Here is a 15,428-nt window from a genome sequence, read left to right as displayed (position 1 = left end):
CGTTTTGTCCTACTGTTTTTAATAATATTGAAAATTTCTTAAAACTTTACTATTTCAAATATGTTATTAACTCGTTAATATGCTCTAAAGTCAAATAATCAACATCATTTAGCTCGTTATTTTTAACCGTTTCATGCTGCCACGTGGTATGAAACGGAATATGAACGGCCTTTGCACCAATCTCTAACAACGGTAAAATATCGGACTTTAAAGAGTTACCAACCATTAAAAATTCGGCAGGATTGATGTCTAAATGTTTCAACAATCTTGAATAATTCGATGCTTCTTTTTCGCTTAAAACTTCAATATGATGAAAATAGTTTAACAAACCCGATTTTTCGAGTTTACGCTCTTGATCTAACAAATCGCCTTTAGTAGCAACTATTAATCTGTAATCATTTGATAAAACCTTTAAAGTTTCTTCAACACATTCTAACAACTCAACAGGTTTGTTAAGCATTTCTTTTCCTATGTTTAAAACCTTTTCTATGGTACGGTTAGAAATGCTATAATTTGAAATTTTTAAAGCCATTTCTACCATAGATAACATGAAACCTTTTACGCCGTAACCGTATAATGGCAAATTATTAATTTCCATTTTATACAATTCTTGGTCAATTTTATTGGGTGTTTCAAACTGAGAAACCAGCTTTGCAAATTCTTGCTCGGCATCTCTAAAATAGGTTTCGTTAACCCAAAGTGTATCATCGGCATCAAAACCTATGACTTTTATGTTTTTGAAATCAACCGCCATTTATTTCCATAGCTTTTTTGCACGTTCTAAGTCTTCTGGTGTGTCAATTTCTACTCCTTGCACGTTGGTTTCGACCATTTTTATTTTTTTGCCGTATTCTAAATAACGAATACATTCAATCTTCTCTGTAGCTTCCAAAAACTGCATTGGTAATGTTGTAAAATCCAACAATGCTTGTTTTCTAAAAGCGTAAATTCCTTTGTGTTTATAATATTTTGAAGCTACAGCTTTATCTCTAGGAAAAGGAATTGGGCTTCGAGAAAAATACAATGCAAAACTCTTTTGGTCAACAATGACCTTTACAGTGTTTGGATTATTTATCTCGTCCCAATCTTCAATCTGCACCATTAAAGATGCTAAGTCAATTTCTTTATCAATGTCATCTTTAAAAACACTAAGCACTTTTTCTAAACTTTCACGCTCTGTAAAAGGCTCATCACCTTGTACATTAACTACGATATCGCAATCTACATTGGCAACAGCTTCAGCAATTCTATCACTACCAGATTCGTGTTCCTTTTGGCTCATAATAACTTTTCCACCAATAGAAGTAATTTCATCAAAAATGATATTGCTGTCAGTCACTACATATACTTCAGAAAATAATTGCGTGGCAACAGTAGCTTCGTAAGTTCTTGTAATGACTGTTTTGCCACCTAAATCTTGCATAAGTTTGGCAGGAAAACGAGAAGCCGCGTAACGTGCGGGAATCATGGCTATAATCTTCATGTAAGATTGAATTTATAATTCAAAAATAGGAGTTTGAAATGACAATTACTATTCTACAAACATATCGTCTTTAAAACCAATAAGGTATAATTTTTCTTGAGCTCTTGTCACCGCAGTGTATAGCCAACGTATGTAGTCTCTATTTGGTCCGTCCGGTAAATAGGGTTGCTCTACAAAGATGGTATTCCATTGTCCACCTTGAGATTTATGGCAAGTAATGGCGTATGAAAATTTAACCTGTAAGGCATTAAAAAAATTATTTTTTTTTACGCCCATAAATTTTTTATAATTAGAAGTTTCATGTGCATAATCCTTCATTACTTCTTGGTATAATCTGTTGGACTCTTCATAAGTTAAAGAGGCACTTTCTGCAGTAATGGTGTCTAAAAGTAATACCGTTTCAAACGGTTTCATTTTAGGATAATCGACCATTTGCACTTTGACTTCTGCAAACTTAAAACCGTACAATTCTTTTATGCTGAATATTTCCAAAACTTCAATAATATCACCATTAGCAATAAAACCAGCTTCTGTTGTAGGTTTAATCCAAAAATAATTGTTCTTGACTACCATGAGGTAATCGCCTGCCGACAATTCGCTCTCATTAAAAAGAATACGACTCCTAATTTGTTGATTATACATGTTAGCACGCTTATTACTACGCACAATTATAGCGGTTTCTTCATAGCCTAAAGTACTGTAAGCATCATTAATAGCATCCATGATTTCGTAACCATCAATAAGACGGACGATGTCTGCAAATGGCTTAACATTAAATTTAAAACTGTCGTAAATAGTGGTTTCTAAAACCGAGCGCAATTCGGTAGCATTTTCTAAAATACCAGAATCTTGTTCTTGCCTAACAACTTCATCAAGCTCTACGGTTTGTACGTTTTTATTATAGTTTAAATCGAGTTTATCTGCGTCTAAAGCCGGACTTAAATCCGATTTTACTGGTGGTAACTGTGCTGTGTCACCAATTAATAATAATTTGCATTTATGACCAGAATATACGTATTGAATTAAGTCATCTAACAAAGAGCCATTATCCATAAACTTAGATTCTGCTGGTGTATCTGGTATCATGGATGCTTCATCAACAATGAAAATAGTGTTGCGATGTTTATTAGGTTGAAGTACAAATTTAACGCCACCACCTTTTTCCTTTTTAGGAAAATAAATTTTCTTATGAATTGTAAATGCTTCTTTTTTTGAATAATTTGAAATCACCTTTGCCGCACGTCCTGTTGGTGCTAATAAAACTGCACTGACCTTAGCTTGCCATAAATTTGAAACCAAAGTGCCAATAATGCTTGTTTTACCAGTACCAGCAAATCCTTTAAGTAAATAAAGAGAATTTGGTTGATTACTGTAAACAAATTCAGACAGTTGCATTAAAACAATATCTTGTTTTAAAGTGGGTCTAAATGGAAATTTTGATACAATTAATCTATGAAAATCAGAAGGTTTTTCAATCATTTGCAAGTCCTAAAATAAGTAGCAAGATACCATTATAAGTTGAGATAATGGGTTGAATGGGTCACAGACAAATTCATTTTTTTATATTTTTATTTATAATGTTTTTGTGAACAAAAAAAAATTGTAGATTTGCGAAAGACGTTAATAAAATAAACATACTATGAAAGTAATCTTTGCTATTGTTGCTATTATCCTTTTAACCGTAGCCATTGTTTGGTTGATTGATAAATTTGTACCTAGAAAAGCTAAGCCTATTATAACTCTAGTTCTTTGGGGAATTATTATTTTTCTTGGATACATTACTTACGAATCAATAGCTGGAGAGTTACGATTTGAAAAAATTAAAGACGAGCGTTATCAAGTTGTTGTTGACCGATTAATAGATATACAAAAAGCTCAAATTGCTTACAAAGATGTTAAAGGAAAATACACCGATAAATACGATTCACTTATAAAATTTATTGAAACTGCGAAGGTGCCAATTACTGAGCGTCGCGATTCTACAGTTTTAGATGTAGAAAAAACAAAGCAGTTTAACGGAATTGAATATTTTAAAACACTTATAGTAGTAGATACTTTAGACTATTATTCAGTTAAAGATTCATTATTTAGAAATGTAGACCACACCAAAATGATGAATGTTGGTGTTGGCAAAGAAGGTGCTACTTTTGAACTTAAAGCTGGTACTTTAGATGATATTCCAGTTTTTGAAGCTAGTGTTGATAAAGCTGTTGTTTTACACGATCAAGACCCTAATCTAGTAGCAAACGAAAAAGAAACGTTTTCTGTTGATGGCGTTAACGGACCTAAAATTGCTGTAGGTTCTATGAATGAAGTTTCAAGTGCAGGAAACTGGCCAAAAAACTTTGCTAAAAACCAATAGGTTTGACACAAAAAAATATAAAGGAATTGTCCATTCAAGTTAATTTGAATGGACTTTCTTTTTCTATAAATAATACTGTTTCTAAAGAAGATAATTTTATTCATCATTTAGATTTTAAAGAAAAGCTAACACCATTTGAAACACTTAATAGATTAAAGGAAGAATTAGCATCAAACACCGCTTTTTCAGAAAATTTTAAAAACGTAAGTGTTATTCACTTTAATGAACTTGCAACACTAGTCCCAAAAGCTTTATACGATGAAGCACATAATGCAGAGTATCTAAAATTTAATTCCAAAATTTTAAAAACCGATTTTATAGCCTCAGACGAATTGAAACATCAAGAAGCGATTTCGGTTTACGTACCGTATGTAAACATAAATAATTACTTGTTTGATACTTTTGGTTCATTCAAATACAAACACGCGTCAACTGTTTTTTTAGATGCGATTGACAGTTTTAAAACCGAAGAGAAATCCATATTTGTTAATGTTGAAAAGAATGCGATGCAAGTCGCCTTTTTTCAGAATAATAAAATTGAATTTTATAATCATTTTGAGTTTTCTTCGCCTGAAGATTTCATCTATTATCTACTTTTTACTTGCGAACAAAAACAGCTAAATCCTGATGAATTAAAATTGACTTTAACTGGTTCTGTGGAGAAAGACGATGATATTTATAACATCGCTTACAAATACATTAGACATGTTGAAATTCTTGAAAACAGTCAGCATTTTTTAATAAAAAATACATTTTAATGCGAATCATTTCTGGAGAATTTAAAGGCAGACGAATCACAGCACCAAAACAATTACCTGTCCGTCCTACGACAGATATGGCAAAAGAAGCGCTGTTTAATATTTTAAATAATAAGTATTATTTTGATGAGATTTCAGTTTTAGATTTGTTTTCAGGCACAGGAAACATCAGTTATGAGTTTGCTTCTCGAGGTACACAAAATATTTTAGCTGTGGATTCGGATTTTGGTTGTGTAAAATTTATCAATCAAACTTCAGAAAGTTTTGAAATGCCAATAAGAACAGTAAAAAGTGATGTGTTTTCGTTCTTAGAAAAATCAAAACAAAAACACGATATTATTTTTGCTGATCCACCATATGATTTTGAAATCGACCAATTTGCAAAAATCCCTACACTTGTTTTTCAGAATAACTTATTAGAAAATGAAGGCTTGTTAATCGTTGAACATTCGAAACATACAGATTTAAGTGAACTCGAAAATTATTCGCATTCCAAAAGTTATGGCGGAAATATGTTTAGTTTTTTTCAGCAAACTCAGTGATGAGGAAGAATAACAAAGCCTTTTGCAAAAGCAAAAGGCTTGTATAATTGAGTATTTCTATAAGCCGAATTCTGTTTACAGACATTAATAAACAAAGCCTGTAACCTTATCATTTATCTACATTTACTATTACTAGCAAACTTTAGCTGTCTACCCTTTAACATCGCGCGTGTACGCTCAAACGTTAATATACATGACATTGCACCACATAGAGTTTACCTGGTTTCACTACAGCATTACCTGTACATACTTTCTGTTGCACTTTTCCTAACCTCACGGTTGGTGGCTGTTAACCACTATGATTGCACTATGGTGTTCGGACTTTCCTCACAGACATAATTGTCTGTGCGATAAGGTGAAATACTCATGGCAAAAGTAAGCAAATTGTTAATAACTCCTATTAAATTTAGACCCCAGAAAAAGACTATTTACTGGTTATTTGTAACTTTGTTATTCAAGAAAAATATCTTGAATTTAGCATTGTCGTAACGCCAATTAAATAAAGTAATCGTTGGAACATTTTGTAGTATCAGCTCGTAAGTACAGACCACAAACATTTAAAGATGTTGTTGGGCAGCAAGCTATTACAAATACTTTACTAAATGCTATAGAAAACAATCATTTAGCACAGGCCTTATTATTTACAGGTCCACGTGGTGTCGGTAAAACTTCATGTGCACGTATTTTAGCTAAAATGATAAACAGTGATGCCAACACAACTAAAGATGAAGATTTTGCATTTAACATATTTGAGCTTGATGCAGCATCCAACAATTCGGTTGATGATATCAGAAGCTTAACAGACCAAGTTCGTATACCACCTCAAGTTGGCAAATACAAAGTATATATTATTGATGAGGTACACATGCTATCTCAAGCTGCTTTTAATGCGTTTTTAAAAACTTTAGAAGAGCCACCTAAACATTGTATTTTTATTTTGGCAACTACAGAAAAGCATAAAATTATTCCTACAATTTTATCGCGTTGCCAGATATTCGATTTTAAAAGAATTACGGTAAAAGATGCTAAAGAGTATCTAAAGTATATTGCCAAAGAACAAGGCATTGAAGCCGAAGATGATGCCCTTCATATTATAGCTCAAAAAGCTGATGGCGCTATGCGAGACGCCTTATCTATATTTGATCGTGTTGTTAGTTTTTCTGGTAAAAATTTAACACGACAGGCCGTTACAGAAAATTTAAATGTTCTCGATTATGAAACTTATTTTACAAGTACAGATTTAATTCTTGAAAATAAAATTCCAGAACTTCTCATTCATTTTAATGATGTTTTATCAAAAGGATTTGATGGTCATCATTATATAGCAGGTTTAGCCTCACATTTTAGAGATTTGTTGGTCTGCCAAAATCCTGAAACTATCGAGCTTTTAGAGGTTGGTGATGATACCAAAATTAAATACATTGACCAATGCAAAAAGTCTCCTCAGTCCTTTTTAATAAAAGGTATAGACATTGCAAATGACTGTGACCTTAAATACAAGAACAGTAAAAATCAGCGACTGCTCGTTGAATTAGCACTTATGCAATTAGCCTCTATCACTTTTGATGGAGAAAAAAAAAATAGCAGACATTACATAATTCCGCCTTCCTATTTTAAGGCAAAAGGTATACAACCAGTTCCTGTTACTAAACCAATTAACAAAGAAAAACCGATTGAAAAGGCACAATCAATTTCTAAAACTGTTGAGACGCCATCTATAGTTGCAGAACCTAAGCCACATACCGAAATACCTAAAATTTCAATAGATAAACCAGGTAAGCAAACCTCAGGACTTTCTCTAAAAAGTATTAGGGAAAAGAAGATGCATCAAATTAAACAAATGGATGTAGTTATTGATGAGGATAATTTACCACGAGAACCATTTACAGAAGAGACTTTTTTTGAAGCCTGGAATAGTTATATCAATGCATTGCACCGAAAAGGCGAAAAGATTATGGCTTCTATAATGGAAATGGAGGTGCCAAAACTGAAAGGCACATCTATTTGCCTAACGTATTCTAACACCACAAATAAAATTGAAATGGAGCGCGCCAAATTTCCTCTGCTTGCGCATTTAAGAAAAGCTTGTAATAATTTTGATTTAGATTTAGAAATTACTGTAAACGAGGAAATAGCTAAAAAATATGCCTTTACGCCTCAAGAAAAATTTGAAAAACTAAAAGAAAAGAATCCTAATTTAGAATTGCTAAAAAAAACATTTGGGTTAGATATTTAATTTGTTATGAAATATTCGCTATTTATTCTTTTAATAATTTTAGTCGCTGTTTCGAGTTGCGAAGGTAGAAAGACAGTCAATAAAGCATTGACAGAAAGCGTTGAAGATTTTAAAAAAAATAATTCTTTTAAAACTGTAACATTTTTACCTGAAAACTATAGAAAAATTGATATTGACACCACGTTTTCTAATGGATTTAAAATAAAAGTAAATTTATTTACAGATATGGCGTCGGTCATCTCTAAAACTTTAAAAAATAACAGTCAAACACATACAAACAATTATAGACGCATAAAAAGTGAAATTGATATTAAATTTAATAATAACACTATCTTCAAAGAAACGGTCGATAATACATTTATAGAGAATATTCTCAAAAATGAGTCTGAATACTTGATAATGGCAAATTTAGATAGTATTTGGATAGATGAATATCTAACCACTTTTGAAAATAAAGTTATTCTAAATTTAGATTACCGCATTCCGGAAACGGATAACTACAAATCTTTTGTTTTAAAAGTCAACCAAAACGGAAAATTTGAATTAATAAAAAGAGGAGAAACCATTCTATAAAACATGCTAGGATTAAAGTTACCAACAGACCCAAGATGGGTAAACATAGTAGAAAAAAACATTAAAGACATTTTAATTGACCATGCTTATTGTGAGCAAAAAGCAGCAAGCACTGCAGTGTCATTAATTGTAAGTTTCCCAGAATACACAGAGCTTGTACAAGAAATGATAGAACTTGTCAATGAAGAGATGAGTCACTTTAAAATGGTACATGACCTTATTTTAGAAAAAGGTTGGGTTTTAGGCCGAGACCGAAAAGATGACTATGTTTTACAACTTATAAAGTTTTTTCCAAAAGGCGGAAGTCGAACAACACAATTGGTACACCGATTACTTTACGCCGCTTTAATTGAAGCTCGAAGTTGCGAACGTTTTAGATTATTGTCCGAACAACTTGAAGACAAAAAGCTCGCGAAATTTTACAGGAAGCTAATGATTAGTGAAGCTGGCCATTACACCATGTTTTTAAAATATGCACGTAAATACGGAGATAAAAAAGAAGTTGATGAAAAATGGGAATCACTTCTTGTTTATGAAGCTGAAATCATGAAAAATCTCGGTACAAAGGAAACCATACATGGATAAAAAAAAGCCTATTCAAATTCGAATAGGCTTTTATTATTAATATAATAGAAATTAAATCTTAATTCCAACTCCAACTTGTATTGTAAATTGTTGAGCTTCTAATCCCGGACCGACGATGTTAGAATCTAACATATCGTTAAAACCATATACAGCTCTAGCTTCTATAAAATAATCTTCGAATAATGTGTATTGAATACCGCCAACACCAGAATAAATAAAATTGTCAAAGTTATCTGAACTTTGCCAAGTTTTTAATCCAATCTCTGGACCAATACCAATCGACAGATTTTGACCAACAACAAATTTCAATTGTACTGGAAGCTTAAGGTAATTAGCTTTCCATTGTTCATCTTTTGCACCTTCAGCAGACCATTGTAATTCTGTATTTAACCATAAAGACTCTGATATGGAAAACTCTGCAAATCCTCCAAAATAGAAACCATTTCTGTGTAAATTTCTGTCTATTGGAGCAGGGTCAAAATCTAAATTAGATATATTAACACCAGCTCTAACACCGTATTTAGTTGATTGATAACCTTGTGAGAAACTTAAAGTTATGAATAAGAATAATAGAGATGTAAGTAAAACTTTTTTCATTAGAAGTCGATTAATTTATAAACAAATATATTATATATATTTTTATATAAGTTAATTATTAGGCTTCTGAAAGGAAAAATAAGACAAAATGCAAAATTATAATGTCGTACTGCTAATTGTCCCATAGTACATACTCTTAATTATTCCGTCAGAAAGACCAATTTTTGGTACTAAAATATCCTTTGCTTTACTCCATTTCATTGCAGAAAGATAGATACGAAGCGCAGGTAATATTACGTCTGCTCTATCTTGATTTAAATCAAGTTCTGTAATACGCTCCTCGTAGGTGTAATTTTGTAGATTATTATAATAGCTCGTTAAATAGAAGTATGATAAAGGCTTACCAATATCCTTTCCTGAAATTTTAAAAATTTTATTGATATTTCCTCCAGACCCAATAAGCTCTACTTTATCGTATGATGATGTGTTTTGTTTAATCCAATCTTCTAGCGCTTTCCAAGTTTCGTTTTTAACACTATCGTTAAGTAATCTTACAGTACCTATTCTAAATGATTTAGATTCTACTTTATTACCGCGATGAATTACAGAAAATTCGGTACTTCCGCCACCAACATCAACATACAAATACGTTTTTTCAGGATTAATAAATGTGTGTAAGTCTGTAGCTGCTATGATTGTTGCTTCTTCTTCACCATCAATCATGTCAATATCAATGTCGCTTGTTGTCTTTATTAAATTACAAACTTTTGGCCCGTTTGATGCTTCTCGCATGGCAGAAGTAGCACAGGCTTTATATTTTACAATTTCATGAGATTTCATTAACAATGAAAAGGCTTTCATAGTATCCTTCATTCTTCCAATGTTATATTCTGAAATTTCCCCATTTACAAACACATCTGCACCCAAACGAATTGGCACACGTACCAAAGCATTTTTTTTAAATTTTACAAGCTTTCCATCCTGTTCAATAACGCTAGTAATTAACAACCTTACGGCATTTGAACCGATATCTATAGCGCCATATTTTGAAATTTTAAGCATACTATTTTTTTAATCGGTTTTGATAATAATCGTAAACAGCAAATTGAGCTCGAACTTTGTTTTTATTTTTTGCTTTTCGGTATGCATTATCCTGCTCAGAGCTAATGACACGTGCCTTTACATTGTCGCTCCAATATATTTCAAAAATATCTTGTAATTCTTCCTTGATATTTTGCTGGTATATTGGACAACTGACTTCTACTCTATTTTCAATATTTCTGGTCATCCAATCTGCTGATGAAATGTAAATTTTAGGGTCGTTGTTATTTCCAAAAATATAAAGTCTCGTATGCTCTAAAAACTTATCGACAACACTTATAACTTCGATATTTTCACTCATTCCTTTTACTCCTGGGATTAAACAGCAAATACCACGAACTATCATCTTGATTTTTACACCTGCATTACTTGCCTCATATAGCTTATCTATCATTTTGTAACTGCTTATACTGTTCATCTTAATTTTCATAAAAGCAGGCTTATTTTGCTTAGCATTTTCAATTTCTTGATCAATTAATGCAAAAATTTTAGATTTTGTATAGTGTGGTGAAGTTATAATGTGTTTGTACCTATTGATTTTGTAATTGACTTCTAAAAAGTCAAACACTTTATTGATATCTTTTAACAGTTTTTGGTCTGCCGTAAGTAATGTAAAATCGGTATAAAATCGTGCAGTAGATTCATTGAAATTACCTGTACTCACAAATCCGTAGCGTTTTGTTTTATTATTTTCACGGCGCTCAATAACACACATTTTACTGTGTACTTTAAGTCCAGTTACGCCAAACAACATCTTTACACCGGCACTTTGCATTTGCTCTGCATATTCAATATTTGCTTCTTCATCAAAACGCGCTCGTAACTCTATGGAAACCGTAACTCTTTTTCCGTTTTTTGCAGCATTTATTAATGAACTAGCGACGTGTGAAATTTGTGCTAAACGGTATATTGTAATCTTTATCGTTTTTACGTTGGGGTCTAGAGCTGATTCTCTGAGAAATTTTACTACATATGAAAATGTATTATACGGTGCATGCAGTAAAAAATCTTGCTCAGAAATATTTTTAAAAATGCTATCATTAAACGTTAGTCCTTTTACAGGTAAAGGCTCTATTTTAGCGTAAAGCAAATCATTTCTTCCTAAACTTGGAAAACCCATGTAATCTCTTCTATTATGGTATCTTCCGCCAGGTATGACACTATCTTTAGAGTCGATACCCATTTTTTCCATCAAGTACTCTAACGTTTTTTCATCTAAAGTTTTATCATACACAAACCGAACAGGTTCACCAATCTGTCGGTCTTTAACACTATCGGATATTTTAGCCATAAAACTTTTAGAAAGGTCACTATCAAAATCTAATTCACCATCTCTGGTGATTTTAATCATGTGCGCTCTAATAGATTTATAATCAAAAATATTAAATATATCGTGTAAGCAATAACGCAGCAAATCATCGACCATAATAATGTATTTTTCGCCATTTATTTCGGGTAAAACGACAAAACGGTCCATTGATTTAGAAATTTCTAATAAAGCGTATTGTTTTTTTCCGGAGTTTAAAACCATATTTATGGCCAAGTATGCTGCAGAATCTTTAAGAAGTGGCAATTCTACATTATCATTGAGTATAATAGTTACTAATCCTGGACTGACTTCCTGAAAAAAATAGTTTTTAATAAACTCATGGTGATCTTCTAAAATTTGAGTTTCATTAATGATATGAATTTTCTGCTTGGACAGTTGCTTATGAATATCTTTTAAAATACCAAGACTTGTAGTTTGATGCTCAATAACCGTTTCTGTAATCTGTGTTAATAGTTCGCTAGCTTTGATACCTCCTAATTGACTTTTTCCGCCTTTACCAGCTTGATCAATACGTTTTATAGTAGCATAACGCACCTTAAAAAATTCATCTAAGTTGTTAGAAAATATACCAATAAAACGAAGACGTTCTATAAGCGGAACATCCTTATCAGCAGCCTCTTGGAGAACACGAGCATTAAATTGCAACCAACTTAACTCTCTATTTATGTAACTATTCTTAGATTTAGTCATGTACTTAAAGTTTTATCAAATATAATCCTTAGCAAAATTAAGTACTAAATATTGACAGAAAAATTATTTGAAATCTCTAGGAAACATCATTAATTCTGTTGTTCCGTATTTAACATACTTCCAAGAATCTGCATTAAAACTTAGAACTACAGCACCTGCAGTTGGTAAATTATCTATAATACGGTCTCCATATATATTTGCTATCGACGTAAATGCATGGTTATGACCAAATATTACAACAGTTTTTAAATTATCATTTATATTGGAAATAAAATCAATTACAGATTCACCAGAAAAATCATACAGCTCTTCTTTTACTGAAATCAATTCGTTTGGCCAATTAAGTGTTTCTTGAAAAATTTTACATGTTGAATGTGCCCTATTGGCATGACTAGTAAATACCTTATCAATTACATACAATTTGGTCTTTAACTGATTAGATACTAATAAAGCGTCATTGACTCCTCTTTTTTTTAAAGGTCGTTTAACATCTGACACATTATGCTCCCATGAAGATTTTGCATGCCGCACAAGAATAAGCTTAAAATTTTTCATCGTTAAAATGCATTTTTTTTCGATAAAAGGTTTGTTTTATCAGATTATTGTCATAAATTGCCCACAAATTAGTAATAAAAAACAAATAAAATTATAAATAAACATGAAGATTTATGTAGAATAAGGTTGCTAACAGGCTTAAACAGAACTAGATAAAATGTAAAAATATCCGACAATCTGCATATCAATGCTTATTAACGATTATTTAAGTAGTTAAATCTATTTGTTTGCTTAAGTTAACGTTTGTTGTTTCTTTTGTGTAGCTATTAAATTTAAACCCAAATCCTATTGATTCACTGACGTTTAAACGTTAAATATCCCTCATAAAACATAAAATTAGAGAAATGCGTAAGAGCAGAGAGTTCTTATACGCATATTTGATATGATAAATCTTATAGAAAATGAAATGAAAAAATATTACCACATGTTTGTCAAAACATTAAATTTTTTCAAATAAATCTAAATAAGATTTAAAAATTGATACTTGTACCAAAATTAATAACAAAAAATAAAGTTGATAGACCACACATATCAATCAAACAAATATACCAACGCATTATGAAAAACAACTACAATTGTATTTCAACTTTTAGAGTAATTAAAATCACACTTTTGGTTTTATTATTTTACGTTTCTAATAACCTATACGCCCAAGTTGGAACTCAGTCACCTTCAATTAGAACTGGCGTAACGTTTCAATGGTCAGATGAACAAGATATAAATAATGATGGAGACATAGATCCCAATGAAAATAATCGGGCGGCAACTATACAATCTATAACCATAAATGGTGTTGTTTTTGATGCTTTTGCTGTACCAACAGGTTACCAACTAACAAGGTTAGGTGGCGGTAATGGTTCTGTTACTGCACGGCATAACCGTAATGGTATTGTTTTAAACGATCAAAATCCTTTACCGCCATACACTACAGGTCCTTTTACTGGTGAAATTATTGGTACTAGTGAAACTGCAACATTTGACCCTACAGATACTACAAGCGATTGGGATAACGCAGCTCTAACTGCGTTTAAATCTAAAAATCTTAATTTTTATTTTACATCTAATGGAAATGGAGATGACATATGTGGAAATTTTGATAAGGCAAACGGAACTAACGGTCAGACAGAAACACATGCCCAAATACAAACCTTGTTTTACAATCCTTCTATTCCATCTAATGAAGGTGGTATTTTAGCAGTTACTGAGCGTGGTGGTAACAACTGTTATTACATTAGAGTTTTTGGTACTCGACTAGGAGAAACAACTGAAACTGTTCTTGGTGATACTTTTGTAAGAACATCTGGTGACTTAAGAGATGGTGACGGTCCAACGCCACCTGCTGATGGTTCGGATTATTGGGAGTCTGATAGAGAAGTAAATAACACACAATCGATAGCAATTGCTCTGTTTGAATTAGATAATTTAGCGCCGAAAGGCTCAAAAATTTCCAGAATTCAATTTGTTGCAGCTTCTAGAGACGATGGAGACGGAAAACTTTTTATATTACAAAGGTATGCACAACCACAAGTTGGACTAGCTTGTATTGATGGAATTTATAATGGACAAATTGATAATAGTACTTCTGTCCCTGATGGTTCTACCTATTCTTTAGTAGCTAATACTTTACAAACAACACCTTCAAACCTTGGCACAGGTACACTAAATTTTAGTGAACCTGATGGTTCTTATACGTATATGCCTCCTCCAGGATTTGTTGGAACAGTTACTTTTGATTATGAAGTTTGTCTTCCTCCATCATTTGGTAACGTTTGTGACACAAATACGGTGACACTAACATTTAATGACAATCCTGAAAATCCAGTTCTAGATGTGTCTTGTAATGCCGATGGTACATATAATTTAGAAATAGTTGGACCTATTGGAGACTTTTTCGAGTATAATGTTGATATTGTAAATGGCGGAGCTTATCAGTCTTCTCCTATATTTAATAATTTAGGTCCAGGCACTTACGTATTTGGCATTAGAAATATTGCAACTGGATGTGAAAATACTCCAAGTATAACACAGATTACACTTGCAACTTTAGAGGCGGAGGTTAATTCTACCACAGACATAGATTGTTTTGGTAATACAAACGGTGCTATAGACCTCAATGTAATAGGTGGATTTCCTCCATATACATATTCTTGGACAAAGGACGGAAATCCAATACCGGAAACTACTCAAGATTTAAATAATATTTCATCAGGTATCTATAATGTTACAATTCAAGATTCTGCTGGTTGCTCATTTACGTTTGCAAATGGAATGGAAATAATAATTAATTCACCGACAGCTGAACTCTCAAAAACCGTTTCTAGTTTTACAAATATTAAATGTTTTGGGGAATCTACAGGTGCTATTGATATTGAAGTTGAAGGCGGTACAGCTCCATATTCATTCTCTTGGTCCAATGGCGAAAATACAGAAGATATCTCTGGATTATCTGCTGGAACTTATTTACTTACTGTGACAGATGCAAATGGGTGTATACTTAATGAATCTTTTACAATTAACCAACCAACAGCGGCTCTCGCAGCTTCTATTTCTGCTTCGCAAGATGTAAATTGTTTTGGTGAGGCTACTGGTTCGGCTACCGTATCAGCTACTGGTGGTACTGCTGGATATACTTATTCTTGGAATACATCTCCGGTACAAACTACAGCTACTGCTACA

General features: G+C 32.3%; 13 protein-coding genes, 1 other RNA gene and 1 pseudogene. 7 read left to right on the top strand and 8 right to left on the bottom strand.

The features are described from left to right. Positions 1 to 49: 49 nt before the first annotated feature. The 3 genes from ACFQ1Q_RS00165 to ACFQ1Q_RS00155 are packed head-to-tail and all read right to left on the bottom strand — an operon-like array spanning position 50 to position 2,962. A complete protein-coding gene (locus ACFQ1Q_RS00165; protein WP_386126739.1) occupies positions 50 to 754 on the bottom strand; it encodes an HAD family hydrolase in 705 nt (234 codons plus the stop codon). After that, positions 755 to 1,483: a 3-deoxy-manno-octulosonate cytidylyltransferase gene (gene kdsB / locus ACFQ1Q_RS00160; RefSeq protein WP_386126737.1), complete on the bottom strand. Its 729-nt coding sequence runs from the start codon at positions 1,481 to 1,483 to the stop codon at positions 755 to 757. A 48-nt stretch (positions 1,484 to 1,531) separates the two neighbouring features. After that, positions 1,532 to 2,962 (bottom strand): ATP-dependent DNA helicase, encoded by a 1,431-nt coding sequence (locus tag ACFQ1Q_RS00155; protein WP_386126735.1) that lies wholly within the window; start codon positions 2,960 to 2,962, stop codon positions 1,532 to 1,534. A 160-nt stretch (positions 2,963 to 3,122) separates the two neighbouring features. Here ACFQ1Q_RS00155 and ACFQ1Q_RS00150 point away from each other — a divergent pair, with 160 nt between their 5' ends. Genes ACFQ1Q_RS00150 through rsmD form a run of 3 tightly spaced genes read left to right on the top strand, consistent with a single transcriptional unit; the run spans position 3,123 to position 5,145 of the window. Beyond that, complete coding sequence (locus tag ACFQ1Q_RS00150) at positions 3,123 to 3,845, top strand: hypothetical protein (RefSeq protein WP_386126733.1); 723 nt, start codon at positions 3,123 to 3,125, stop codon at positions 3,843 to 3,845. 2 nt (positions 3,846 to 3,847) lie between these two features. After that, complete coding sequence (locus ACFQ1Q_RS00145) at positions 3,848 to 4,603, top strand: DUF3822 family protein (protein WP_386126731.1); 756 nt, start codon at positions 3,848 to 3,850, stop codon at positions 4,601 to 4,603. Further along, a complete protein-coding gene (rsmD, locus tag ACFQ1Q_RS00140) occupies positions 4,603 to 5,145 on the top strand; it encodes a 16S rRNA (guanine(966)-N(2))-methyltransferase RsmD (RefSeq protein WP_386126729.1) in 543 nt (180 codons plus the stop codon). The genes ACFQ1Q_RS00145 and rsmD overlap by 1 nt, the downstream gene beginning before the upstream one ends. A 44-nt stretch (positions 5,146 to 5,189) precedes the next feature. Here the strand turns inward: rsmD and rnpB are convergent. Further along, positions 5,190 to 5,512: RNase P RNA component class A (gene rnpB, locus ACFQ1Q_RS00135), an RNA gene on the bottom strand. A gap of 144 nt (positions 5,513 to 5,656) precedes the next feature. On the opposite strand from rnpB, the gene dnaX reads away from it, so the two are divergent. From dnaX to miaE, 3 genes are read left to right on the top strand one after another with little or no spacing between them, the layout of a single operon-like run. Beyond that, positions 5,657 to 7,381, top strand: a complete 1,725-nt coding sequence (dnaX, locus tag ACFQ1Q_RS00130) for a DNA polymerase III subunit gamma/tau (protein ID WP_386126727.1) — start codon at positions 5,657 to 5,659, stop codon at positions 7,379 to 7,381. 6 nt (positions 7,382 to 7,387) lie between these two features. Continuing rightward, entirely contained in the window at positions 7,388 to 7,954 is a 567-nt protein-coding gene (locus tag ACFQ1Q_RS00125; protein WP_386126725.1) for a hypothetical protein, read from the top strand. Between the two features lie 3 nt (positions 7,955 to 7,957). Continuing rightward, positions 7,958 to 8,539 (top strand): tRNA-(ms[2]io[6]A)-hydroxylase, encoded by a 582-nt coding sequence (miaE, locus tag ACFQ1Q_RS00120; RefSeq protein WP_386126723.1) that lies wholly within the window; start codon positions 7,958 to 7,960, stop codon positions 8,537 to 8,539. A 51-nt stretch (positions 8,540 to 8,590) separates the two neighbouring features. Here miaE and ACFQ1Q_RS00115 read toward each other — a convergent pair whose 3' ends face one another. From ACFQ1Q_RS00115 to ACFQ1Q_RS00100, 4 genes are all read right to left on the bottom strand, one after another. Continuing rightward, entirely contained in the window at positions 8,591 to 9,136 is a 546-nt protein-coding gene (locus ACFQ1Q_RS00115) for a porin family protein (RefSeq protein ID WP_386126721.1), read from the bottom strand. Between the two features lie 96 nt (positions 9,137 to 9,232). After that, complete coding sequence (locus ACFQ1Q_RS00110; RefSeq protein WP_386126719.1) at positions 9,233 to 10,138, bottom strand: Ppx/GppA phosphatase family protein; 906 nt, start codon at positions 10,136 to 10,138, stop codon at positions 9,233 to 9,235. A 1-nt stretch (position 10,139) separates the two neighbouring features. Then, entirely contained in the window at positions 10,140 to 12,197 is a 2,058-nt protein-coding gene (gene ppk1 / locus ACFQ1Q_RS00105; protein WP_386126717.1) for a polyphosphate kinase 1, read from the bottom strand. 63 nt (positions 12,198 to 12,260) lie between these two features. Beyond that, entirely contained in the window at positions 12,261 to 12,752 is a 492-nt protein-coding gene (locus tag ACFQ1Q_RS00100) for a SixA phosphatase family protein (RefSeq protein ID WP_386126715.1), read from the bottom strand. Between the two features lie 558 nt (positions 12,753 to 13,310). Here ACFQ1Q_RS00100 and ACFQ1Q_RS00095 point away from each other — a divergent pair. Then, a pseudogene (locus tag ACFQ1Q_RS00095) lies at positions 13,311 to 15,428 on the top strand (hypothetical protein); the annotation flags it as partial.

Origin of the sequence: Winogradskyella litorisediminis (genome assembly GCF_042675765.1) — a bacterium.
In the GTDB taxonomy this organism is placed as follows: domain Bacteria; phylum Bacteroidota; class Bacteroidia; order Flavobacteriales; family Flavobacteriaceae; genus Winogradskyella; species Winogradskyella litorisediminis.
Note: the sequence above shows the minus strand (reverse complement) of the source record. Positions and strands in the feature narration are given on the sequence as shown.